This is a genomic window from Bradyrhizobium liaoningense, assembly GCF_018130785.1.
GTDB lineage: Bacteria > Pseudomonadota > Alphaproteobacteria > Rhizobiales > Xanthobacteraceae > Bradyrhizobium > Bradyrhizobium liaoningense_A.
In genome coordinates this window covers 105,523-127,340 of the sequence record NZ_JAFCJT010000011.1, presented here as the reverse complement: position 1 = coordinate 127,340, position 21,818 = coordinate 105,523, and the positions used below count along the sequence as shown (strand labels likewise).

Annotated in this window: 16 protein-coding genes; 9 read left to right on the top strand and 7 right to left on the bottom strand. The window is 65.1% G+C overall.

Annotated elements, in window-relative coordinates:
* Positions 1–41 precede the first annotated feature (41 nt).
* Genes JQ627_RS22285 through lptF form a run of 3 tightly spaced genes read right to left on the bottom strand, consistent with a single transcriptional unit; the run spans position 42 to position 4,791 of the window.
* Positions 42–2,528, bottom strand: a complete 2,487-nt coding sequence (locus tag JQ627_RS22285) for an LPS-assembly protein LptD (RefSeq protein WP_212486284.1) — start codon at positions 2,526–2,528, stop codon at positions 42–44.
* Entirely contained in the window at positions 2,528–3,625 is a 1,098-nt protein-coding gene (lptG, locus tag JQ627_RS22280) for an LPS export ABC transporter permease LptG (RefSeq protein ID WP_212486283.1), read from the bottom strand. The genes JQ627_RS22285 and lptG overlap by 1 nt, the downstream gene beginning before the upstream one ends.
* Positions 3,622–4,791, bottom strand: a complete 1,170-nt coding sequence (lptF, locus tag JQ627_RS22275) for an LPS export ABC transporter permease LptF (RefSeq protein WP_028147750.1) — start codon at positions 4,789–4,791, stop codon at positions 3,622–3,624. The genes lptG and lptF overlap by 4 nt, the downstream gene beginning before the upstream one ends.
* A gap of 340 nt (positions 4,792–5,131) precedes the next feature.
* Here lptF and JQ627_RS22270 point away from each other — a divergent pair, with 340 nt between their 5' ends.
* The 7 genes from JQ627_RS22270 (at position 5,132) to JQ627_RS22240 (ending at position 15,790) form a co-directional block, all read left to right on the top strand.
* The gene (locus JQ627_RS22270; protein ID WP_212486282.1) at positions 5,132–6,631 is read left to right on the top strand and encodes a leucyl aminopeptidase; all 1,500 of its coding nucleotides are present in this window, start codon (positions 5,132–5,134) and stop codon (positions 6,629–6,631) included.
* Positions 6,628–7,080 (top strand): DNA polymerase III subunit chi, encoded by a 453-nt coding sequence (locus JQ627_RS22265; protein ID WP_212486281.1) that lies wholly within the window; start codon positions 6,628–6,630, stop codon positions 7,078–7,080. Before JQ627_RS22270 ends, JQ627_RS22265 begins: the two co-directional genes overlap by 4 nt.
* Positions 7,081–7,246: 166 nt before the next feature.
* Positions 7,247–7,735 (top strand): hypothetical protein, encoded by a 489-nt coding sequence (locus tag JQ627_RS22260; protein WP_212486280.1) that lies wholly within the window; start codon positions 7,247–7,249, stop codon positions 7,733–7,735.
* A 462-nt stretch (positions 7,736–8,197) separates the two neighbouring features.
* A complete protein-coding gene (locus tag JQ627_RS22255) occupies positions 8,198–11,044 on the top strand; it encodes a calcium-binding protein (protein WP_212486279.1) in 2,847 nt (948 codons plus the stop codon).
* A gap of 28 nt (positions 11,045–11,072) precedes the next feature.
* The gene (locus JQ627_RS22250) at positions 11,073–13,205 is read left to right on the top strand and encodes a type I secretion system permease/ATPase (protein ID WP_212486278.1); all 2,133 of its coding nucleotides are present in this window, start codon (positions 11,073–11,075) and stop codon (positions 13,203–13,205) included.
* Complete coding sequence (locus JQ627_RS22245) at positions 13,192–14,646, top strand: HlyD family type I secretion periplasmic adaptor subunit (protein ID WP_212486277.1); 1,455 nt, start codon at positions 13,192–13,194, stop codon at positions 14,644–14,646. The genes JQ627_RS22250 and JQ627_RS22245 overlap by 14 nt, the downstream gene beginning before the upstream one ends.
* A 178-nt stretch (positions 14,647–14,824) precedes the next feature.
* Positions 14,825–15,790, top strand: coding sequence for a tripartite tricarboxylate transporter substrate-binding protein (locus JQ627_RS22240; protein WP_212486276.1), 966 nt, complete (start codon positions 14,825–14,827; stop codon positions 15,788–15,790).
* Positions 15,791–15,873: 83 nt separating this feature from the next.
* On the opposite strand, the gene JQ627_RS22235 is transcribed toward JQ627_RS22240, so the two are convergent.
* From JQ627_RS22235 to JQ627_RS22225, 3 genes are all read right to left on the bottom strand, one after another.
* Positions 15,874–17,736, bottom strand: a complete 1,863-nt coding sequence (locus JQ627_RS22235) for an ABC-F family ATP-binding cassette domain-containing protein (RefSeq protein ID WP_212486275.1) — start codon at positions 17,734–17,736, stop codon at positions 15,874–15,876.
* A gap of 46 nt (positions 17,737–17,782) precedes the next feature.
* Complete coding sequence (locus tag JQ627_RS22230; RefSeq protein ID WP_166096073.1) at positions 17,783–17,956, bottom strand: hypothetical protein; 174 nt, start codon at positions 17,954–17,956, stop codon at positions 17,783–17,785.
* A gap of 215 nt (positions 17,957–18,171) precedes the next feature.
* Entirely contained in the window at positions 18,172–18,426 is a 255-nt protein-coding gene (locus JQ627_RS22225; RefSeq protein WP_014495771.1) for a hypothetical protein, read from the bottom strand.
* Positions 18,427–18,738: 312 nt separating this feature from the next.
* Between JQ627_RS22225 and ndk the strand changes: the two genes are divergently transcribed.
* Complete coding sequence (gene ndk, locus JQ627_RS22220) at positions 18,739–19,161, top strand: nucleoside-diphosphate kinase (protein ID WP_212486274.1); 423 nt, start codon at positions 18,739–18,741, stop codon at positions 19,159–19,161.
* Positions 19,162–19,205: 44 nt separating this feature from the next.
* Positions 19,206–20,066, top strand: a complete 861-nt coding sequence (locus JQ627_RS22215; protein WP_212486273.1) for a TerC family protein — start codon at positions 19,206–19,208, stop codon at positions 20,064–20,066.
* A 249-nt stretch (positions 20,067–20,315) separates the two neighbouring features.
* Here the strand turns inward: JQ627_RS22215 and ppx are convergent, their stop codons facing one another.
* Complete coding sequence (ppx, locus tag JQ627_RS22210) at positions 20,316–21,818, bottom strand: exopolyphosphatase (protein WP_212486272.1); 1,503 nt, start codon at positions 21,816–21,818, stop codon at positions 20,316–20,318.

The window sequence follows — 21,818 nt, the reverse complement described above, 5'->3', positions numbered from 1 at the left end:
GAGCTCGCGATCGGGAGAGCCCGGCCGTCATTTCAGACGGTTCATTGGTAGCCGGCGTTCGAGCTGGACCCGGTCGAGGTCGCCAGCGTGCGCAGGCCGATCTGGAACATGAACGCGTGGTTCAGCACGGGCGGCGCCGTGCCCGCAGAGTAACTATACGAAGTTACATAGTTCACGCCGAGCACGAAGCAATCGTCAACATAGCCCGCTCCGAGCACATACTGGTTGAGCTTGTTGGCCTCGAGGTCCCAGCGCGCCGAGCCGGTCACCACCCAATTGGCCGCGACCTTGACCGAGCCCGAGGTCAGGATGCCCTCGCGCCGCGTCAGATAGCCGAGCTCCGGCTGCGCGGCGTAATTGCCGTACATCATGCTGACCGACCAGCGATTGAAGTTGGCGCGGCCTTCCGCCTCGAAGCGCTGCACATTCCAGGTCTCCTCGTCCATGCGGGAGCGGACGCTGAACGTGTAGGTGCTGTTGGGCGAGTAGCTGGCGCTCGCCACGTAGTCCGAGCGCGGCTTGTCGAGGCCGGAATCGAGGCCTGTGTTGATGGTGTCCTGGACCGTGTAGGAGTTCAGGCCGAACAGCTGGTAGGACTGCCCGAACAGCACCTTGACGGCGCCGCCCCTGTCGAACTGCGTGGTGGATTGCACGCCCACATTGGCGCGGCCGCCGCCCTCGACGCGGTCGTAACCGGAGAACTTGTCGACGCTGAACAGGTTCGAGGTGTCGAACACCATGCTCTGGGCGTCCTCGTTCGGGAACCTGCCGGCGTAGGTCTCGTTCGGCCGGATGATGATCTGTGCGATCGGCTCGATGGTGGTCGAGCCCCAGGGCTGAACGTTGATGAAGGGATAGCGGTATTCGAGGCCGACCGTCGGCATCAGGCGGAGCGCCTGGGTGTCGCCGACCGGCAGGTAGTTCGACACGCCCGGCTGGTTGGAGATCGAGGCGTTGACCGCGTCGGCGCGGAGGATGGCGAACGGCGTCCAGATCTCGCCGAACGGGTCGGTGAAGGACTTGCGCCACTGCGCTTCCGCCGTGAGGCGGGTGTAGGTGCCGGGGACGCCGCGCAGCAGGCACTGCGACGGCGTGCGCGCGAGCGGATCGGCAGACGTCGTCGTGCACAGGCTGTTGGTATTGGCGATCGTGGTGATCGGATCGAACACCGCGGCGTCACGCGACAGGTTCGTGAAGTTGGTCTTGTAGCTGAACTCGCCGCCGAACACCGGATAGTTGAGCACGTTCGAATAATCGATCACGGGATAGACGATCGGCACCTGGCTCTGGTTGCCCGAGTAGCTCAGCCAGTACATCGTACGCGCATCGAAGAAGCTGCGATTGCCGACGCCGGTCAGATAGAGCTGCGACAATGCGTCGGTCGGCAGATACAGGAACGAGCCCAGCGGATCGCGGTATTGCGACAAGCGGTAGTCCGAGAAGAAGTAGTAATCGGACATGACGACGCCGTCCCAGCCCCACACCCACTTGTCGTTCAGCGCGAACTGACCCTTGGTGTCGACGGCGCCGCGGAACTGGCGGTCGCCGGGCTGGCCGGCGAGTGCGCCGGGGTCGAGCTGGTCGATGCCGTACACTCGGATCTGGTAGGCGCCGTCCATCAGGCGCTGGCGGTACTCGGCCTGGAACAGCACGCCCTGCCTGGAGGTGATGCGCGGGTTGAAGGTCATGTCCATATCGGGCGCGATCGCCCAGTAGAACGGGACTTCGACGCCGTAGCCGAACGGCGTGTTCGACGTGAAGCCCGGCATCAGGAAGCCGGTCTTGCGCTTCACGGTCGGGTCGGGCGTCGAGAAATAGGGCATGTAAGCGAGCGGCACGCCGAAGAATTCGATCTGCGCCGTCTCGAAATACAGCATCTTCTCCTGCTGGTCGTGGATGATGCGTGCACCCTTGACCTGCCACAGCGGCGGTTTCTTCGGATCGTCCTTACATGGCGCGCAGGCCGTGTAGACGCCGTTCTCGAACACCGTGTAGTTGCCGCTGGAGCGGTCGGCGCGGCTCGCGGCCATGCGGGTCTGGTCGGCGGTGTCCACGCGCAGCGAATCGACGAAGCCGTCGCGGTAGTCGTCCGAGAGATCCATGATCTCGGCATAGGTGATCTTGCCGTCGGCATCCGTCATGCGGATGTTGCCTTCGGCATGCAGTCGCTTGGTCTTCTGGTCGTAGATGACCTTGTCGGCCTCGACGCTGGTGCCGTTGTAGAACAGCTGGACGTTACCGACCGCGGAGACGCGCGAATTGTTGTAGTCGTAGTCGACCTCGGTCGCCTGAACCAGCATCTGGTTGTCGTTGGCGACCTTCGGCGGCTTCGCACGCGGCGGCAGCGGATTGTAGGTGAAGCTCTGGGCCGAGACCGGCGTCACGGCGGCAATATCGATCAGCCCGCCAAGCGACGCCACGGCGGCGACAGCCAGCAGGAGCCTGCGAATGGACAAGCCACACCCGTTCGCGCGCACCAATGTGCGCCGCGTCGAACGAGGCACGGGCCCTTGATGGACGGCAGTCACTAACCGTCCTCCTGGTACAACAAGGCCAAAAAGCCGGTGAGGCCGCCCACCACCACGGGCAACCACGCCGCAGCGATCGGATGCATCAACTCAGCCTTGCTCAAGTCTTCAGTCACTTTCGACAAAACGTAGAGCAGAAAGCCTGCGCCCACGCCACTCAAAACCATCTTCTGCACGCCGCCCATCCGGAAGAAACGCAACGACACGGAGGCCGCCAGCATCACCATGGCGGCCAGCAAAAACGGCTGTGCCAGAAGCTTGTGATACTGGAGTCGATAGCCGGCTGTCGCGAAGCCCGAGCTTTCGGATGAGCGGATGTAGCTCGGTAGTTGCCAAAAGGACACAGTCTCGGGTGTGGAAAAGCTGTTGCGGACCTGGGCCTCGGTCAGCGTCGTCGGAATCTCCAACGTCGCCTGGTCGATCGGCGGCGAATCCAGCGAGAAGCGGCGGACGGTCTTGAACAGCCAGTGGCCGGCTTCCAGTGTCGCCTCGCGCGCCTCGATGCGCTCCTTGAAATGCCAGTCCGTATCGAATCGGAACAGGGTCAGACCGGTCAGCCGGACGCCCTGCTGCTCGCTGCGCGCCGCGTTGATGATGACCTGGCCGTCATTGGTGACCTGGTTGAGCCAGAAGCCGGAGGCGTCCTGGATGCCGCCGCCGGGCGCCGAGCCGAACAGCTCGGCTTCCATGCGCTTGGAGAGCTCGCGCAAATTCGCCGACATCGGATTGTAGGCGACGGTGGCGATCACCCCGATCAGGAGCGCGCTGCCGAGGGCCGGCGAGATGAATTGCCATGCAGAGATGCCGGCGGCGCGCGCGACCACGAGTTCGAGCCGGCGGGAGAGGGCGAGATAGCAGGTCATGGCGCCGATCAGCATGCAGAACGGCGTCAGCTTCTCCAGCAATTGCGGGACCCGGAACAGCGAGGTTTCGGCCACCATGATCGCGGAGGCGGATGCGAGCCCTGAGGTCTTGCGCACCATCTCGATGTAGTCGACCAGCACCAGCAGCAGGAAGATGCTCGCGAACACGCCCAGCGCCGCGACGACGAAGCGTCCAGCGAAATAGCGCCCGAGTGTGTTGGTGAGCATGCTCATGCGGCGGCCGGCCGGCCGAACAGCCGCGCGATGCGCGCGTTCGACCTGTTGATGGCCTCCATGAGGCGGGGCGGCGGCTCGACCACGATGCCGCCGATGATCATCCACAGCCCGACGCCGATGGCGCCCAGGACCATGGCGTATTGGAACAGCACCGGGCCGGGCGACTTCACTGCCATCACCGAGCAGGCGAATCCCGCCATGCGCAGGCCGAACACGGCGATCACCGAGCCGCCGATCGAGAAGTTGCGGCTCTGGCGCGTGGTGCGCGGCGCGCCGAGGAAGGCGAAGGTCAGCACGGCAAAGGCGAAGGGATAGATCGGCGCCAGCAGGCTGTCGTGCAAGGCCGAGCGAAACTGCCCGGGAATCTGCTTGTAGACCGGATCGTCCTCGGACGGGGAGAACAGCTCCCAGAGATAGCGCTCGCGGATGCCGAGGGTGACGTCGTGCCCCTGGCCCGAGAACTTCGACATGTCGAAGCCGTAGCGGCCGAACGCCACCAGCGCGGGATCGCGCTTGCCGGCCTCGAAACGCTGGAGATTGCCGTCCTTCAGCACCAGGAACGAGCCGTTGTCGTTCTTCACGACCTCGCCATGCTCGGCGACGATCGAGACGCGCTCGTTGGGATCGCGGCGATCGTCGATGAAGATCCCGGCGAGGATGCCGCCGGGCTGGCGTTCGCGGATCCGGATCGTGAGGTTCTTGTCGAGCTGGGCGAACCGGCCGGGCTGGAGGATGTTGGTGAGCACGTCGGCCGTGATCTCGGCGTCCCACTGCTTGATCCGCCGCATGCCGTCGGGGGCGAGATAGGCCGCGATGAAGGCGACCAGCAGCGCCACGACACAGGTGGCGTAGAAGAACGGATAGAACAGCCGGAACGGTGAGAAGCCGGCGGCATTCATCACGATGATCTCGGAATCGGTCGCGAGCTTGTTCAGCGTGTGCGAGATCGCGATCATCAGCGCGATCGGCGAGATGATCAGGACCAGTGCGGGCACGACGAGGCTCGTGATGCCGAGGAAGGTCAGGATGGTCTGACCCTGGCTCGTCATCAGGTCGATGCCGCGCAACGCCTGCGTAATCCAGATCACGCCGGTGAGGCTGACCAGGACGAGCGCAAACGACGCCAGCGTCGTGCGGAAGATATACCTATCGATTGACCCCATGCGCTACCGCACGAATCCCACCAAGCCCCAACGCCGACCGGAATTCCGGCTGTCCAACCAATCCCCGATAAAGGGATCCCCAAGGTCGGCCAACCACTTCTTCCGCCGTCTTATTCTCTCACTACCATCCCTTTGATCCGTCAACAAAATGGCTGCCCCATGGCACCCTCAATATATGGTTAATATTTCGCCCGTTGTGGCCCGGCGGCCACGGGGGGTGCTTGGCATCTGCCGGGCCGGTGGCCCATAGTGGGGAAGTCCAGTGAATCGCCGTTCAGCTCCGGCCCCGTGGCCGGGACCGCCAAGCGGCGAAAAGCCCGATGTTTTGAAGGAGTTACTCATGTCCGATGCCATCAAGGTCGGCTTTGTCCCGTTGTCTGCCGCCGCCCGTGGCATCCTGGTCGTGTTCTGCGACGACGCTCTGAAGCTCGGCCCGGCGACGGCCAAGGCGCTGGGCGGCGCCACTGAGCTCGTGAAGCGGGCGGCCTCGGCCGCCGGCTTCAAGGGCAAAAGCGGCGCGGCGCTCGACATTCTGGCGCCGGAGGGGGTGAAGGCCACCCGTCTGGTTGTGATCAGCGCCGGCAAGGCGGCGAGCCTGAAGGCGAACGACTTCCTCAAATTCGGCGGCGTGGCGGCGAGCAAGCTTTCGGCCGCGGCCGCTGCCATGACCATCGTCGCGGAACTGCCCGATGGCGCCATGACCAGCGAGCAGGCGGTTGCGATCGCTTCGGGCCTGCGGCTGCGCGCCTACAAGTTCGATCGTTACAAGACGAAAAAGAAAGACGGCGAGGAGGGCGGCTTGCGTGCCGACGTCTCCGTTGCGGTGGGCGACGTCACTGCCGCGAAGAAGGCGTTTGCCTCGGCCGGCCATGTCGTCGACGGCGTGGTCATCGCGCGCGACCTCGTCAACGAGCCGCCGAACGTGCTTTTCCCCGAGGAGTTCGCGCGCCGCGCCAGTCAGCTCCGCAAGCTCGGCGTCAAGGTCGAGGTGCTCGACGTCAGGGCGATGGACAAGCTCGGCATGGGCGCGCTGCTCGGCGTCGGCCAGGGCTCGTCGCGGCCGAGCCGCACCGTGATCATGCGCTGGGACGGCGGCAAGAAGGGCGATGCGCCGGTCGCCTTCGTCGGCAAGGGCGTCTGCTTCGACACCGGCGGCATTTCGATCAAGCCCGCGGGCAGCATGGAGGACATGAAGGGCGACATGGGCGGTGCCGCCTGCGTCGTCGGCCTGATGCACGCGCTCGCCGCGCGCAAGGCCAAGGCCAACGTGGTCGGCGCCATCGGCCTTGTCGAGAACATGCCCGACGGCAACGCGCAGCGACCGGGCGACATCGTCACCTCGATGTCGGGCCAGACCATCGAGATCATCAACACCGACGCGGAGGGCCGCCTCGTGCTCGCCGACGTGCTCTGGTACGTCGCCAAGAAGACCAAGCCGAAATTCATGGTGGATCTGGCGACGCTGACCGGCGCCATCATGGTCGCGCTCGGCACCGAGCATGCCGGCATGTTCTCCAACAATGACGAGCTTGCCGAACGGCTGCTCGCGGCCGGCATCGAGAGCGGGGAGAAGGTCTGGCGCATGCCGCTCGGCCCCGAATACGACAAGCTGATCGATTCCCAGTTCGCCGACATGAAGAACACCGGCGGCCGCCACGGCGGCTCAATCACCGCGGCGCAGTTCCTCCAGCGCTTCGTCGACGGCACGCCCTGGGCGCATCTCGACATCGCCGGCACGGCGATGGGGGCGCCGAAGACTGACATCAACCAGAGCTGGGGCTCCGGCTATGGTGTCCGTTTGCTCGACCGCCTGGTCGCCGACCATTACGAGCGCAAATGACTGAAGTGCTGTTCTACCATCTGCAAAACATGACGGTGGAGAACGTGTTGCCGCCGCTTCTCGAGAAATCGCTCGAGCGCGGCTGGCGCGTCGTGGTGCAGTCGACGTCGCCGGAGCGCGCCGACGCGCTCGACGCGCACCTGTGGACCTATCGCGACGATTCCTTCCTGCCTCACGCGACATGGCGCGTGAACGATGCCGCCGAGCAGCCGATCGTGCTGGCGATCGAGGAGGACAATCCGAACGGCGCCAATGTCCGCTTCCTGATCGACAACGCCACGCTACCGCAAGACGCGCAGGGCTATGAGCGCATGGTGCTGTTGTTCAACGGCGACGATCCGGACGCGCTGGCGTTTGCCCGGAGCGCCTGGACGGATTGCAAGGCGCGGGGATTTGATGTCACCTATTGGCAGGCCGACGAACGGGGCCGGTGGCAGCGTCGGAACTAGGGGCCGTTTGCAATTAATGATAATTTGCACTTTTCGGGCGATGCTGGCTTTTGTCACCTTCGTGCCGCAAAGTGATGTTGGGACAATCGCTTAGGGCCGGTCCTTCACGCGGGGAATTTAGTTTATCGTGCGACATCAAAAGCTTCCCAGCTCGCTCATAGTTGTGTTGGCTGCCGTAGCACCGCTGGTTGCGGGCTGCTCGGGGACCGATCTGCTGTCGAAGGACGCCCAGTGGTTCAACACGCCGAGCCGCCTGTTCATCAAGAGCATCTCGATCGAATCGCCGCCGTTGACTCCCGACAAGCCGGTGACGGCCGAGGATCTGGTCAGCGCCGACGGCGCGTGTCCTGGCATGGCGCCGCCCCCCGGGCCGGCTGACGCCAATGCATCGACGACGGCGCCCGCGCCCATGGGCGGCACGGTCGCGCTGGGCCACACCGAATGCGACGTGGTGCGTGGCGTCGGTGCGCCCTCGACCGTCAATCTCTCCAGCGATGCCGTCGGCCGGCGCGTTGCCGTCGTCACCTGGACCTCCGGTCCGCGCGCGGGCATCTACACCTTCACGTCCGGCCGCCTGTCCTCCATCGAGGGCACGCCGGAAGCGCCGGTCATGCCGAAGGCGACCAAGCCGAAGTCGAAGAAGAAGTCGGCGTAGGGCAAGGTGTCCCGGACGCCCTGCAGCGCGTTCACGCGCGTCTTCGACGCGCTATGCGCTGCTGCCGGGACCTAGTCTCTCTCGATCCAGTTTCTCTCGATCATGGGGCCTCGGCTCCAGCAGCGCACCACTATCGTGCTGCTGCGTCCGGGGCATGAGAGCAACGATCGAATTCGCCATCTCATCAAAACTAATGTGTTGTCGCTTCGAGGTGTGGCTTCTGCGCGCGCATCAATGTGTTGTTGGGGTTCGCGCACGTCTTTGAAAATCACGCTGCCGTTACACGTGATCGGCAATTCGTGATGTGAGAGCTTTTGCATCCGCTGTCGAAATCAGCCCGGAGGAAAACTGGAGGAAATCTCCAGAATAATCACGCGCGTCTAAAGCAGCGCTTCAAGAATGACATCCGCACCACTGCTACGCATCGAGGGGAGGGACTGGATCGATCGAAGGAATATTTGGATGTCTACTACCTCTGTTTTCTCCCCGGTTACGGGCCAGCTCACCATTTTCGGCGACCGCGCCAATAACGGCGTCGTGATCAGTCGCGACAAGTCGGGCCGCATTCTCATCAACAACGGGCAGGTGAAGACGATCGGTGGCGATCCCACCGTCGCCAACACCAATGAGATCGACGTCTTCGGTCAGGGCGGCGACGACACGATCACCGTCAACGAATCCAACGGCCCGATGCCCGCGGTGCACATTTTCGGCGGCGACGGCAATGACAGGATCACGGGCGGCTCGGGTGCCGATCTGCTGTTTGGGCAGGCCGGCGACGATACGATCAAGGGCGGCGGCGGCAACGATCTGCTGTTCGGCGGCGCGGGCAACGACACGCTGGACGGCGGCAGCGGCGACAACCAGTTGTTCGGCGAAGCCGGCGACGACCTCATGATCTGGAATCCGGGGGGCGGCACCAACCTGTTCGAGGGCGGTGACGGCAACGATACGGCGCAGGTCAACGGAAGCAATGACGCCGAGACGTTCAACATCACGGCGAACGGCACGCGCGTGCGGTTCGACGGGACGGGCGCCTCACCATTTTCGCTCGACATCGGCACGACGGAAAATCTCGTGCTGCACGCAGGCGGCGGCGACGACGTCATCACCGCGGGCAACGGGCTCGGTAGCCTGATCTCGCTTACGCTCGATGGCGGCGCCGGCAATGACAGGATCACCGGCGGCGACGGCAACGACCTCCTGATCGGCGGCAGCGGTGACGACATCGTCATTGGCGGACGCGGCAACGACGTCGCGCAATTGGGAACGGGCGACGACACCTTCATCTGGAATCCCGGCGACGGCAGCGACACGGTCGAAGGCGGATCGGGCAACGACAAGCTGCTGTTCAACGGCGCCAACGTCAACGAGACCATCGATATCTCGGCCAATGGCAGCCGCGTGCGTTTCACCCGTGACGTCGCCAACATCACCATGGACCTCAACAGCATCGAGCAGGTCGAGTTCGATGCGCGCGGCGGCATCGACAACATCACCGTCGGCGACCTCACCGGCACCGGCGTCAAGCAGGTGCTGGTCGATCTCGGAGCCGTTCCCGGCGGCACGCAAGGTGACGGCGCGGCCGACACGGTGACCGTCAACGGCACCAACGGTGGCCAGCACATCGAGGTCACAGCCGTTGGTACGACCGTGACGGTGACGGGTTTGCCTGAAGTCGTGACGATCGCGAATGCAGAGGCTGCCAACGACCGGCTGGTGATCCAGGCGCTCGGCGGCAACGACGTCATCGATGCATCCACGCTTGCCGCGGTGATCGGACTGACCGTCGACGGCGGCGCGGGCAACGACACCATCACCGGCAGTCAGGGCGCCGACACCCTGATCGGCGGTGATGGCAACGACAAGGTCACGGGCGGCCGCGGCAATGACGTGGCTCTTCTCGGTGCGGGTGACGATCTTTTCACGTGGAACCCCGGTGACGGTAGCGACACCGTTGAAGGCGGCACGGGAGCGGATACGCTGGTGTTCAACGGTTCCAATGTGGCCGAGAACATGTCGATCTCGGCGAACGGAAGCCGTGCGCTTCTCACGCGTGACGTCGGCGCCATCACCATGGATCTCAACGGCGTCGAGCGTGTGCAGATCGCGGCTGCCGGCGGGGCCGACAACATCACCGTCAATGATCTCTCCGGCACCGGCGTCACGCAGGTCGCGATCGACCTCAGCGCAAGCCCGGGCAGCCAGAGCGGCGACGGCGCGGCGGACCGCGTGACGGTGAACGGCAGCGCTGGCGACGACAACATCTCGGTCACGACCTCCGGCGGATCGATCGCTGTCAACGGCCTTGCGGCGCAGGTGACCATCGCTCACGCCGATGCTGGTGACGCCCTGGCCGTCAACGGCGGAGGCGGTAACGACGTCATCAATGCCTCGTCCTTCAAGGCGGGGCAGCCGTTCAGCCTCAACATTAACGGTGGCGACGGCAACGACACCATCACCGGCAGTGCCGGCAATGACATTGTGAACGGCGGCCGTGGCAACGACGTTGCCAATCTCGGCGCCGGCGATGATACCTTCGTCTGGAATCCCGGCGACGGCAGCGATGTCGTCGAAGGCGGATCGGGCACCGATACGCTGCTGTTCAACGGCGCCAACATCAACGAGAACATCAACATCTCGGCCAATGGCGGCCGGGTGCTGTTCACCCGCGATGTCGCCGCCATCGCGATGGACCTCAATGGCGTCGAGCATATCGACTTCAACGCCCTCGGTGGTGCCGACAACATCACGGTCGGCGACCTCTCCGGGACCGGCGTGAATCAGGTCAACCTCGACCTCGGCGCCAATGACGACGCCGCCGATACGGTGACGATCAACGGAACCAGCGGCAGCGACGTCATCACGGTGACCGAGCACGACGGCATCATCACGGTGTCGGGGCTTGGCCAGGACATCAACATCAGCGATGCCGGTGCGGGCGACAGGATCGTCATCAACGGCCTCGATGGCGACGACGTCATCACGGCCTCCGGTCTGCACGGCGGCATCCAGCTCGTCGCCAATGGCGGCAACGGCGACGACATCCTGATCGGCAGCCCCGGCAACGACACCCTGACGGGTGGTGCAGGTGATGATGTGCTGATCGGCGGCGGCGGTCAGGACGTCCTCGATGGCGGCAGCGGAAGCAACGTCGTCATCCAGGGCGGAGCTTTTGCCGCAGCGATGATGCTCAACCAGGCCATGGCTGCGAACCTCATCCCGGCAGGTGACGGCCACGGCGAAATGCCGATGCCCGATCCGCACACTGCGCAGACCCAGACGCTCGCTCCGCCGCAGCACGCCTGAACCCGCGGCTCCGGCCGGGAGAACGCCCATGACGACGAATGCGGTCCCGGCCGACACGGGGCTCGACGCGCTGCTCACCCTGCTGCATCTGCAGGGTGTTGCGGCCGACCGCGACCAGCTCAGGCATCGGCTCGGCGCGGCAAGCTTCGGCGCAGCGGACATTGTCCGCTGCGCCAGGTCCCTTGGCCTGAAGGCACGAACCTATCGCACGCAGTGGAGCCGCCTGTCAGGTAGCCCGCTGCCGGCGATCGCGATGCTCCGCGACGGCAGCTTCATGGTCGTCGCAAAGGCGTCTGCTGATAAAGTGCTGGTGCAGTCGCCGCAGGCGCAGCGCCCGGTGCTGATGGAGCGCGACGAGCTGTGTGCGATCTGGGACGGCGGGTTGATCCTGATGACCCGGCGCGCCGGGCTGTCCGACCTCGCACGCCAGTTCGACATTACCTGGTTCATCGGCGCGATCGGCAAATATCGGCGGCTGTTCGGCGAGGTGCTGGCGGCCTCGTTCTTCCTCCAGCTCTTCGCGCTGGTTTCGCCGCTGTTCTTCCAGGTCGTGATCGACAAGGTGCTGGTGCACCGCTCGCTGTCGACGCTCGACGTGCTCGTCATCGGCCTCGTCGTCGTCTCGCTGTTCGACACCGTGCTCGGAATCCTGCGCAATTATCTGTTCGCGCACACCACCAACCGCATCGACGTGGAGCTGGGCGCGCGCCTGTTCCGTCATCTGCTCGCGTTGCCGATGGCCTGGTTTCAGGCAAGGCGCGTCGGTGATTCCGTGGCGCGGGTCCGCGAGCTCGAGAACATCCGCAATTTCATCACCTCATCGTCGCTGACGCTGCTGATCGACCTGTTCTTCACCTCGGTGTTTCTGGCGGTGATGTTTGCTTATTCGCCGCTGATGAGCTGCATCGTGCTGGCCTCGTTCCCGTTCTACATCGCGATCTCGGCGGTGGCGACGCCGCTGTTCCGCCGCCGGCTGGAGGACAAATTCCGCCGCGGCGCGGAGAACCAGGCCTTTCTGGTCGAGAGCGTCAGCGGCATCGAGACGCTGAAGGCCATGGCGGTCGAGCCGCAGATGCAGCGCCGCTGGGAAGAGCAGCTCGCCGGCTACGTCTCCGCAAGCTTCGGCGTCACCAGCCTCGGCAACACCGCAAGCCAGCTCGTGCAGTTCGTCAGCAAGGTCGTCACCGCCGCTATTCTTTATGTCGGTGCGCGCCTCGTGATCGCCGACGCATTGACCGTCGGCGAGCTCGTGGCCTTCAACATCTTCGCGGGGCGCGTCTCGGCGCCGGTCTTGCGGCTGGCGCAGGTCTGGCAGGATTTCCATCAGGCGCGGCTCTCGATCGCGCGGCTCGGCGACATCCTCAACAGCGCGGCAGAGCCGGCTTATTCGGCCGCGCGCGTGGGGCTGCCACCGCTCCGGGGCAATATCCGGTTCGAGCACGTGTCGTTCCGCTACCGGCTCGACGGGCCGGAAATCCTGCATGATGTCTCGTTCGAGATTCCGGCAGGCCAAACCGTCGGCATTGTCGGCTCCTCGGGCTCGGGCAAGAGCACCTTCGCAAAACTGGTGCAGCGGCTCTACGTGCCGCAGGGTGGCCGGGTGCTGATCGACGGCATGGATCTCGTCATGACCGACCCGGCGTGGCTCCGCCGGCAGATCGGCGTGGTGCTGCAGGAAAACATGCTGTTCAACCGGTCGGTGCGCGACAACATCGCGCTCGCCGATCCGACTTTACCGATGGACCGCATCTTAGAGGCGGCAAAGCTGGCGGGTGCGCATGATTTCATTCTGGAGCTTCCGGAAGGTTACGACACTGTCGTCGGCGAACGCGGCTCGACGCTCTCGGGCGGGCAGCGCCAGCGCATCGCGATCGCCCGCGCGCTGGTCACCAATCCGCGCATCCTGATCTTCGACGAAGCCACCAGCGCGCTCGACTACGAGAGCGAGCGGATCATCCACGACAACATGAAGGAGATCGCGAAGGGCCGCACCGTCCTGATCATCGCTCATCGTCTCTCCACCGTGCGCGGCGCCGACCGCATCTTCACGCTGGAGCGCGGTCGTCTGGTCGAGGACGGCACGCATGACGCGCTGATCAAGACCGGAGGCCGCTACGCCGCGCTGCATCGTCTGCAGGGAGGACTCTATGAGGTCGGCTAGCGCCGCACCGGCCGCCCGGCCGGCCCCAACCGTCGTTCCCTTCAAGAAGCCGACGCCGCGGCGCGCTGAGGAGATCGCGTTCCTGCCGGCGGCGCTGGAGATCACCGAAGCGCCGCCGTCGCCGACCGGCCGCACTATTGCGATCGCCCTGATGCTCCTGGTCTGCGCCGCGCTCGCATGGTCGGCCTGGGGCACGATCGACATCGTGGCGTCCGCAACCGGCAAGGTCGTGTCGAGCGGACGCAGCAAGGTGGTGCAGCCGTTCGAGACCGGCGTGGTGCGCGCGATCCATGTGCAGGACGGGCAGGCGGTCAAATCCGGCGACGTCCTGATCGAGCTCGATCCGACCGTGAATGCCGCCGAGCGCGACCGGCTGCATGACGACCTCATGGCCGAACGACTGAACATTGCGCGCCTCCGCGCCGCGCTGATGGCCGGCGAAGATGGCGCCGCCGATCTCGTTCCGCCCGCAGACGCCGATCCTTTGCTGGTCGCGACGCAGCGGCAGCTTCTGACGAGCCAGGTCGGCGAGCATCGCGCCAAGCTTGCTGCGCTGACGCGCCAGGAGGCGCAGAAGGAGGCCGAGCATCAGACCATCGCGGCGACCATCCACAAGCTCGACGCGTTGCTCCCGGTCACCCAGCAGCGCGTCGATATCCGCAAGACGCTGATGGAAAAGGAGATCGGCTCGAAGCTGACTTATTACGAGACGCTGCAGCTCCAGATCGAGCAGCAGGAGGAGCTTCGCGTCCAGAGCAGCCGTCTCAGGGAAGCCGAGTCCGCCGTCGCCGCGATCCGGGAGACCCGCATCCAGGCCGTGGCCGAGTACAGAAAAAGTTTGTCCGACGAGTTGGCCAAGAGCGAGCAGAAGGCCAACGGGATTGCGCGGGATCTGATCAAGGCGCAGCAGCGGACGCGCCTCCAGGAGCTGACGTCACCAGTCGACGGCGTCGTGCAGCAGCTTGCGGTCCACACCGTGGGCGGCGTGGTCACGCCCGCACAATCGCTGCTCGTGATCGTGCCATCAGATACGCGGCTCGAGATCGAGGCGATGATCTCCAACCGCGACATCGGCTTCGTCGAGGTCGGGCAGGGCGCCGCGGTCAAGATCGACACTTTCAACTTCACCCGTTACGGCCTCCTGGAAGGCCGAGTGCTAAGCGTCTCGCAGGACGCCATCATTCGCGACCGTCCGCCGGAGCGGAACGGCGACCGCGCACTCGGGACACCGCGCGACAGCAGCGAGCCCAATGGTCAGGAGCTGAGCTACAGCGCCCGCATCTCGCTCGACCGGACGCAAATGCAGGTCGACGACCGCCTCGTCAGCCTGTCACCGGGCATGGCGGTGACAGTTGAGATCCGGACCGGCTCGCGCACCATCTTGAGCTATCTGCTATCGCCACTGCAGCGCTACCGGCACGAGATCATGCGGGAGCGGTAGATCCCTCTTTGCCCCAGCGGAACCGTAATCGCGTCTCCCCACCATTCTTTTCGCCAGCGACGCCGCCATTCCCGGCGCGGATCACCGTGCTTGCGACACTTTTGCAGACGTCGCTTTCCTGATGGCCGTGCGGCCGGGGATGCGCTTTTATGGCGCGATAAAGAATCCCGGAGGGAACATGCGCTTCATCACGATCGTGTCGGCTCTGCTTCTGTCGCTCGGCGCGGCGGTCGCCCAGGACTATCCGTCGAGGACCATCACTGTGCTGGTGCCGTACGCGGCGGGCGGACCGACCGACACCATCGCGCGCCTGACCGCAGCAAGCATGGCGAAATCCCTGGGACAGCAGGTCATCGTCGAGAATGCGACCGGCGCCGGCGGCACGATCGGCACGACCCGCGCCGCGCGCGCCCAGCCCGACGGCTACACGCTGCTGGTCCATCATGTCGGCATCTCGACCGCGGCCACGCTGTACCGCAATCTGAGCTACGACACGAAGACCGCCTTTGCGCCGATCGGGCTCGTGACCAATGCGCCGATGACCATCATCGCGCGTCCGGATTTTCCGGCCGACACGCTGAGGGAATTGGTCGCCTATGCCCAGCAGCAGGGCGACAAGCTGACTTACGCCAATGCCGGGTTAGGCGCGGCATCGCATCTGTGCGGCATGCTGTTCATGACGGCGATCCAGAAGCAGCTCACGACGGTGCCCTACAAGGGCAACGGTCCGATCATGAACGACCTGCTCGGCAAGCAGATCGATCTCACTTGCGACCAGGCGACGAATACGACCGGCCCGATCACGGCCAAGCAGGTCAAGGCTTATGCGATCACCACCAAGGAACGGCTGAAGAGCCTGCCCGATCTGCCGACCGCCGACGAGGCCGGCCTCAAGGGGTTCGAGCTCGGTGTCTGGCACGGCCTCTATGCTCCCAAGGGCACGCCGCCCGCGGTCGTCCAGAAGCTGACGGCGGCGCTCCAGGCTGCGCTGAAGGATCCCGCCTTGATCGCCCGGTTCAACGACATCAACACCGAGCCGGTCCCGCAGGACAAGGCGACGCCCGAGGCGCTCGGAGCGATGCTGGCCAGCGAGGTCGACCGCTGGGCGCCGATCATCAAGGCCGCGGGGCAGTATGCGGATTGAGTAAGAGGCTTTCTGCTCAGCAGCTTGCGGACAGGTAATTTATTACCCGTACTGTGCATGAGGTTGTTTTCAAGATTTTGAATCTAGCCCGCTGCCTCGTCGAACTGCGTGCTCGCCTCGAGCCATTGCTCCTCGGCGCGCGCCAGTGCATCGGATGCGTTGGCGCGCGCCTTCGACAGTTGCGCGGCCTGCTTGGGATCGCGCGTAAAAATATCGGGCAGGGCGAGGGCGGTGTCGATCTTGGTGATGATCTCGCTGACGCGGGCAATCTCGGTTTCGGCTTCCGCAATGCGCTTCTTCAGCGAGCCGCGATTGTCCGATTTGGGGCGCTGCGGCTTCTCGCTCGCGGCGCTACGCTCGCGCGGGGCGGGCTCGCCGTTGCGCGCAGACAGCACCAGGCGGCGGTACTCGTCGAGATCGCCGTCGTAATTGGTCACGGTGCGGTCGGCGACGATCCAGAGCCGGTCGGCACAGGCTTCGATCAGATAGCGGTCGTGCGAGACCATGATGACGGCGCCGGGGAATTCGTTGATGGCCTCTGCAAGCGCGGCGCGGCTGTCGATGTCGAGATGGTTGGTCGGCTCGTCCAGGATGATCATGTTGGGGCCGAAGAAGGTCGCAAGGCCCAAGAGGAGCCGCGCCTTCTCGCCGCCCGAGAGTTTGCCGGCCTTGGTGTCGGCCGCCTTGCCGGAGAAGCCGATCGCGCCGGCGCGCGCGCGCACCTTGGCTTCGGGGGCATCGCCCATCAGCTTGCGGACGTGGTCGTAGGCGGAGGCATCCTCGTTGAGTTCGTCGAGTTGATGCTGCGCGAAATAGGCAATCGACAGCTTGTCGGCGCGCGTCACCCTGCCTGAGAACGGCGCCAGCCGTCCGGCGAGCAGTTTTACAAGCGTCGATTTGCCGTTGCCGTTCGCACCGAGCAGCGCGATGCGGTCGTCATTGTCGATGCGTAGCGTAACGCGGCCGAGCACCGGCGCTGCCGGATCGTAGCCGACCGCGGCGTTGTCGACGGCGATGATCGGCGGCGACAGGATTTTTTCCGGCGCCGGAAAGCTGATCTCGCGGACGTCCTCGGTGACCAGCGCCGTGATCGGCTTCAGCCGCTCCAGCATCTTCACGCGAGACTGTGCCTGCCGGGCCTTGGAGGCCTTGGCCTTGAAGCGATCGACGAAGGCTTGCAGCCGAGCGCGTTCGGCCTCCTGGCGCTTGACCTGCTTGGCGTCGAGCAGCTCGCGCGCGGCGCGCTGCTCCTCGAAGGAGGAATAGGTGCCCTTGTAGAGCGTGAGCTTGCCGCGCTCCAGATGCAGGATCTGGTCGACCGAGCTTTCGAGCAGGTCGCGGTCATGGCTGATCACGATCACCGTGCGCGGATAATGCGCAAGGTGATCCTCGAGCCACAGCGTGCCTTCGAGGTCGAGATAGTTGGTGGGCTCGTCGAGCAGTAGCAGGTCAGGGGCGGCGAACAGCGTGGCGGCGAGCGCGACGCGCATGCGCCAGCCACCGGAGAACTCGGCGCAGGGGCGGAGCTGGTCGGTGGCGGAGAAGCCGAGGCCGGAGAGGATCGCCGCGGCGCGGCTCGGCGCCGAATGGGCGTCGATGTCGACCAGCCGGGTCTGGATCTCGGCGATCCGGTGCGGGTCGGTCGCGCTCTCCGCTTCGTGAAGCAGCGCGTCGCGTTCGAGGTCGGCCTTGAGTACGACCGAGATCAGGCTTTCGGGGCCGTTCGGGGCCTCCTGCGCAAGGCTGCCCACACGCCAGCGCGGCGGCAGGGTGACCGTGCCGTGCTCGGCCGAAAGCTCGCCGCGGATCACCTTGAACAGGGTCGATTTGCCGGTGCCGTTGCGCCCGACCATGCCGACGCGCGATCCGGGCGTGATCTGCACGGAACTCTGGTCAATCAGAAGGCGTCCGGCGAGGCGGATCGAGAGGTCGGTGATGGACAGCATGCGGCCTTGTCACCGCAGGCGGGATCAAACGCAACCCGATTTTTCGTCAGTGCGAATCGCGGTCGCGCTGTTTCAGCTCGTCGAGGAGCTGTTCGAGATGCGTCGGGAGCCGGGGTTCGGGGCGCAGGCTCTGCTGGAGCCGTTCGCCCACCGCATCGCAAATCGAGCGGCTGGTGCGCCGGTCGATCTGTTCGCTGTCATTGGCAAAAAGGCCAGCCATTGTGGGGTTCCGTGTTTTCAAAGTAACGACACGGTATCAAGTCCTTGGCCCCCCAGATGGTTTCCCCACTCGCGGAGATTGCCCGGAATTCTAGTAAAAATTGCATGAACTCGTCGTATCCGCGCAAATACAAAGCCCCGGCGCAGGGGGAACGCCGGGGCTTCGCTTGGAAGGTACCTGGGGGGAGCAGGTACCTCAGGAAGGTGCAGTCGGGCTCAGTAGCAGCGGTTGATCAGCCGCCAGCGGGGTCCCCAGGGGGTCGGGACCAGCCGGCGCACATAGCAGCCGCCATAACCGTAGGAGACGGGGCCGCCGGCATAGAAGCGCGGTCCACCCCAGCCGTGATGCCAGCCACCGCCGCCGCCGTGCCAGCCCCAGCCGCCATGCCAGTGTGCGGAGGCGGAGGTCGGCGCCAGCGCGGCACCCAGCGCAACCGCGGCGACGGCGGCAAGCGAAAGTTTCCTCAACATGGTGATCTCCTAAAGACTGCCGGCGCGGGGCTATCGCGTCGATGGAAAGGCCGCCGAAACGGTCCGCCTCATGATCAGGCTTTCGGTTTCGATAGGCCCGACCTTACGCCGGCGAAGCTGAACCGAACCCTGACGGGGGTTTCAGATTGGGTTCATCCGGATGAAATTGTTGTAATCCATGCTGGAATCCCGGGGTGGACCCTGCGGCGAAGCGCCTGTGTGGCCGCTTTTGCGGTCGCTTGCCGTCCGGCGATGGCGCCGATATAAGCCCCGCAACTCGGAAACCACCGCTTTCTTCTCAAGGACAAGATTATGGCCCTCGAACGCACTTTCTCGATCATCAAGCCCGATGCGACCGCGCGTAACCTGACCGGTGCGGTCAACGCCGTGATCGAGAAGGCGGGCCTGCGCATCGTCGCGCAGAAGCGCATCCGCATGACCAAGGAACAGGCCGAGACTTTCTATGCCGTCCACAAGGCCCGCCCGTTCTTCGGCGAGCTCGTCGAGTTCATGACCTCGGGCCCGGTCGTGGTCCAGGTGCTGGAAGCCGAGGGCGCGATCGTCAAGTACCGCGACGCGATGGGTGCGACCGATCCGTCCAAGGCGGCCGAGGGCACCATCCGCAAGCTCTACGCAAAGTCGATCGGCGAGAACTCTGCTCACGGTTCGGACGCTCCGGAGACCGCCGCGATCGAGATCGCGCAGTTCTTCTCGGGCAACGAGATCGTCGGCTGATCCGTCAGCCGACCGGTTAATATCGACGGGGGAAAGGACTCATTGTGAACTGGCTCTGGCAGATCTTCGATCCCGCTACGATCGGGGCATTCTTCACCCAGTTTCGCAACGAGATGGCCGAACCGACCTTCTGGATCGCGGTCGGCAAGATCATCTGGATCAACATCCTGCTCTCCGGCGACAACGCGCTCGTGATCGCGCTCGCCTGCCGGGGCCTCAAGCCGAGGCACCGGCTGTGGGGCATGATCTTCGGTGCAGGTGCCGCGGTGCTGCTGCGGATCATCTTCACCGGCATCGTCGCGAGCCTGATGGAGCTGCCGTATCTCAAGCTCGTCGGCGGTCTCGCGCTGATCGTGATTGCGGCGAAGCTCCTGGTGCCGGAACAAGAGGACGAGGAGGGCGTCGAGTCCGCTTCGCATCTGTGGCAGGCGGTGCAGATCGTCGTCGTTGCCGACATCGTCATGAGTCTCGACAACGTCATTGCGGTCGCCGCCGCCGCCAATGGCAGCGTGCCGCTGCTGATCCTCGGCCTTGCCATCAGCGTGCCGCTGATCGTGGCCGGTGCGGCGCTGATCATGGCGCTGCTTGCCAAGCTGCCGGTCCTGGTGTGGGCCGGTGCGGCGCTGCTCGGCTGGATCTCGGGCGAGGTGATCGCGACCGATCCCGGCATCGCGCCGAAGCTGCACGCGCTGTTCGACGGCCCGTTCGGCGCCTCGCTGGACAGCATGCTCGGCGCATTGCGCATCCCGCCGCAGTTCGGTCATGGCGGCGGAGGCGGCGAATATCTCTGCGCAGCGCTCGGCGTCGTCGTCGTGCTGGTCGTCGGCTCCATCTGGCGCCGGCGCAGCCTGAGCCAGGCCGCGCTCGAATCCTCCGAGCGCCACGCCAAGGCCTCCGCGGAGTAATCTCTACGGCATGATCTGGTTTGGCTTGCCTCTTCCCGGCGGGAAGAGGTCTTGCTCGCAATCATTCCGGCAGAGGTTGCGACAGCCGCCGTCCCCACTGGACCGGTCGCACACCGGCGAGCATTGCCGCCTCATAGCGTGCGGTCGGCTAAAGCGCGATGAGATTGGAAGGAATCGTTATCGCGCTTTAGGTTGTTGTTTGAGCATGATCTTTTCGGAAAACCGCTGCGCACTTTTCCGGATCATGCTCTAGCGCCGCACGATCGAGCCGGCGCGGCCGATCAGGCGGGCGAGGGCGCGGAAGCGGCTGCCGACGCGGTCGGCGACGAGGTCGCCGAGCCGGTGCTCGAACACCAGCATCAGATTGCGGCCCTGGCTGCGGAAATGCGTGGCCGGCAGCACGCCCGGGCGTGCCGCCGAGATCAGATGGGCGACGCGGAACGCCGCGCCCAGCAGACGGGCACGTTCGAGCTGGGTCGGTGTCAGCAGCTCCTGCATGGTCACCGGTGGCTGGTTCTCCTCGCTCAGGCCCGCATAGCGGTAGAACACGGACAGGCCAACGAAGGCGCGCTCGGTGTGGGTGATTGCGCCGAAATTGCCGTTGACGACCAGGCTCAGCGTCTGCTCGCCGCGATGGTCGGGATGCACGCGCCAGCCGATGTCGGAGAGCAGGCACGCGGTGTGGCGCAGGCGGCGATCCTCCTCGGTCTCGCGCAGCTTCACCACGCGCACGAGGCGGTCGGTCCAGGCGATCAGCTCGCGGGCGTGCTTTGCCGAACGCGACAGCAGCTGATTGAGCTCTTCCGCGGCGCAGATCAGCCCGTCCTTGTTGCGCTCGGATTCCGACAGCTTCTCGTGCAAGAGGCCCTCGCGCACGCCGAAGGTCGAGAACACGATGGACTTGGGTTTCGCTACGCGGATGATGTGCTCGAGCACCAGCGCCGCATAGGTGAGGAGCGGGCGCCTGGCATCCGCGACGATCTCGATGTCAGCCAGCATGCCGGCGGCCGCAAGCCGGCGGAGACGACGAGAAAAGTCGAGCGCTTCAGCGGCGGAAATGGAGTAGCCGTGCATCACCTGGAGCGGATAGCCGCTCTGGATGATGTGGATGCGCGCGAGCGCGCGCCAGGTGCCGCCGACGGCGTAGAAGGTGCGGCCGCGACCGGCAGTGAGCTGCGGTACCTCGTCGAGCTCCTCGCGCACGATGCGGTCGGCGCGCTTGAGCGATTTGTGCGCGAGGTCCTGGAGCGCGAGGCCGCCGAGCGGCAGCGTCACGCCGCTGCGCACGCTGTTCTTGCGCACGTCGATCAGCTCGAGCGAGCCGCCGCCGAGATCGCCGACGATGCCGTCGGGATGGTGGATGCCGGAGATCACGCCGAGCGCCGACAGCCGTGCCTCGCGCGGGCCCGACAGGATCTCGATCTTCACGGCGCAGATGCGCTCGGCTTTCGCGATGAAGTCGGGGCCGTTCGAGGCGTCGCGGCAGGCTGCGGTCGCAATCGCAAACACGCGACCGACCTGCATGACGCGGCACAGTGCCCGGAACCGCTTCAGCGAGGTCAGCGCCTTGTCGACGGCATCGGGCGCAAGCAGGCCCGTGCTCTGCACCTCGCGTCCGAGGCCGCACAGCGTCTTCTCGTTGAAGATCGGAATGAGGCTCCGCGTCAGCCCCTCGTAGACGACGAGACGGACCGAGTTGGAACCGATGTCGATGACCGCGACGCTCGAGCCGCGCTTACGCGGCCGCTTCAC

Coding starts and splice junctions, on each gene's coding strand:
- ndk (WP_212486274.1), top strand. CDS start 18,739: ATGGCCCTCGAACGCACTTTCTCGATCATCAAGCCCGATGCGACCGCG.
- JQ627_RS22230 (WP_166096073.1), bottom strand. CDS start 17,956: ATGGCTGGCCTTTTTGCCAATGACAGCGAACAGATCGACCGGCGCACC.
- JQ627_RS22270 (WP_212486282.1), top strand. CDS start 5,132: ATGTCCGATGCCATCAAGGTCGGCTTTGTCCCGTTGTCTGCCGCCGCC.
- lptF (WP_028147750.1), bottom strand. CDS start 4,791: ATGGGGTCAATCGATAGGTATATCTTCCGCACGACGCTGGCGTCGTTT.
- lptG (WP_212486283.1), bottom strand. CDS start 3,625: ATGAGCATGCTCACCAACACACTCGGGCGCTATTTCGCTGGACGCTTC.
- JQ627_RS22255 (WP_212486279.1), top strand. CDS start 8,198: ATGTCTACTACCTCTGTTTTCTCCCCGGTTACGGGCCAGCTCACCATT.
- JQ627_RS22235 (WP_212486275.1), bottom strand. CDS start 17,736: ATGCTGTCCATCACCGACCTCTCGATCCGCCTCGCCGGACGCCTTCTG.
- JQ627_RS22225 (WP_014495771.1), bottom strand. CDS start 18,426: ATGTTGAGGAAACTTTCGCTTGCCGCCGTCGCCGCGGTTGCGCTGGGT.
- JQ627_RS22245 (WP_212486277.1), top strand. CDS start 13,192: ATGAGGTCGGCTAGCGCCGCACCGGCCGCCCGGCCGGCCCCAACCGTC.
- JQ627_RS22265 (WP_212486281.1), top strand. CDS start 6,628: ATGACTGAAGTGCTGTTCTACCATCTGCAAAACATGACGGTGGAGAAC.
- JQ627_RS22250 (WP_212486278.1), top strand. CDS start 11,073: ATGACGACGAATGCGGTCCCGGCCGACACGGGGCTCGACGCGCTGCTC.
- JQ627_RS22240 (WP_212486276.1), top strand. CDS start 14,825: ATGCGCTTCATCACGATCGTGTCGGCTCTGCTTCTGTCGCTCGGCGCG.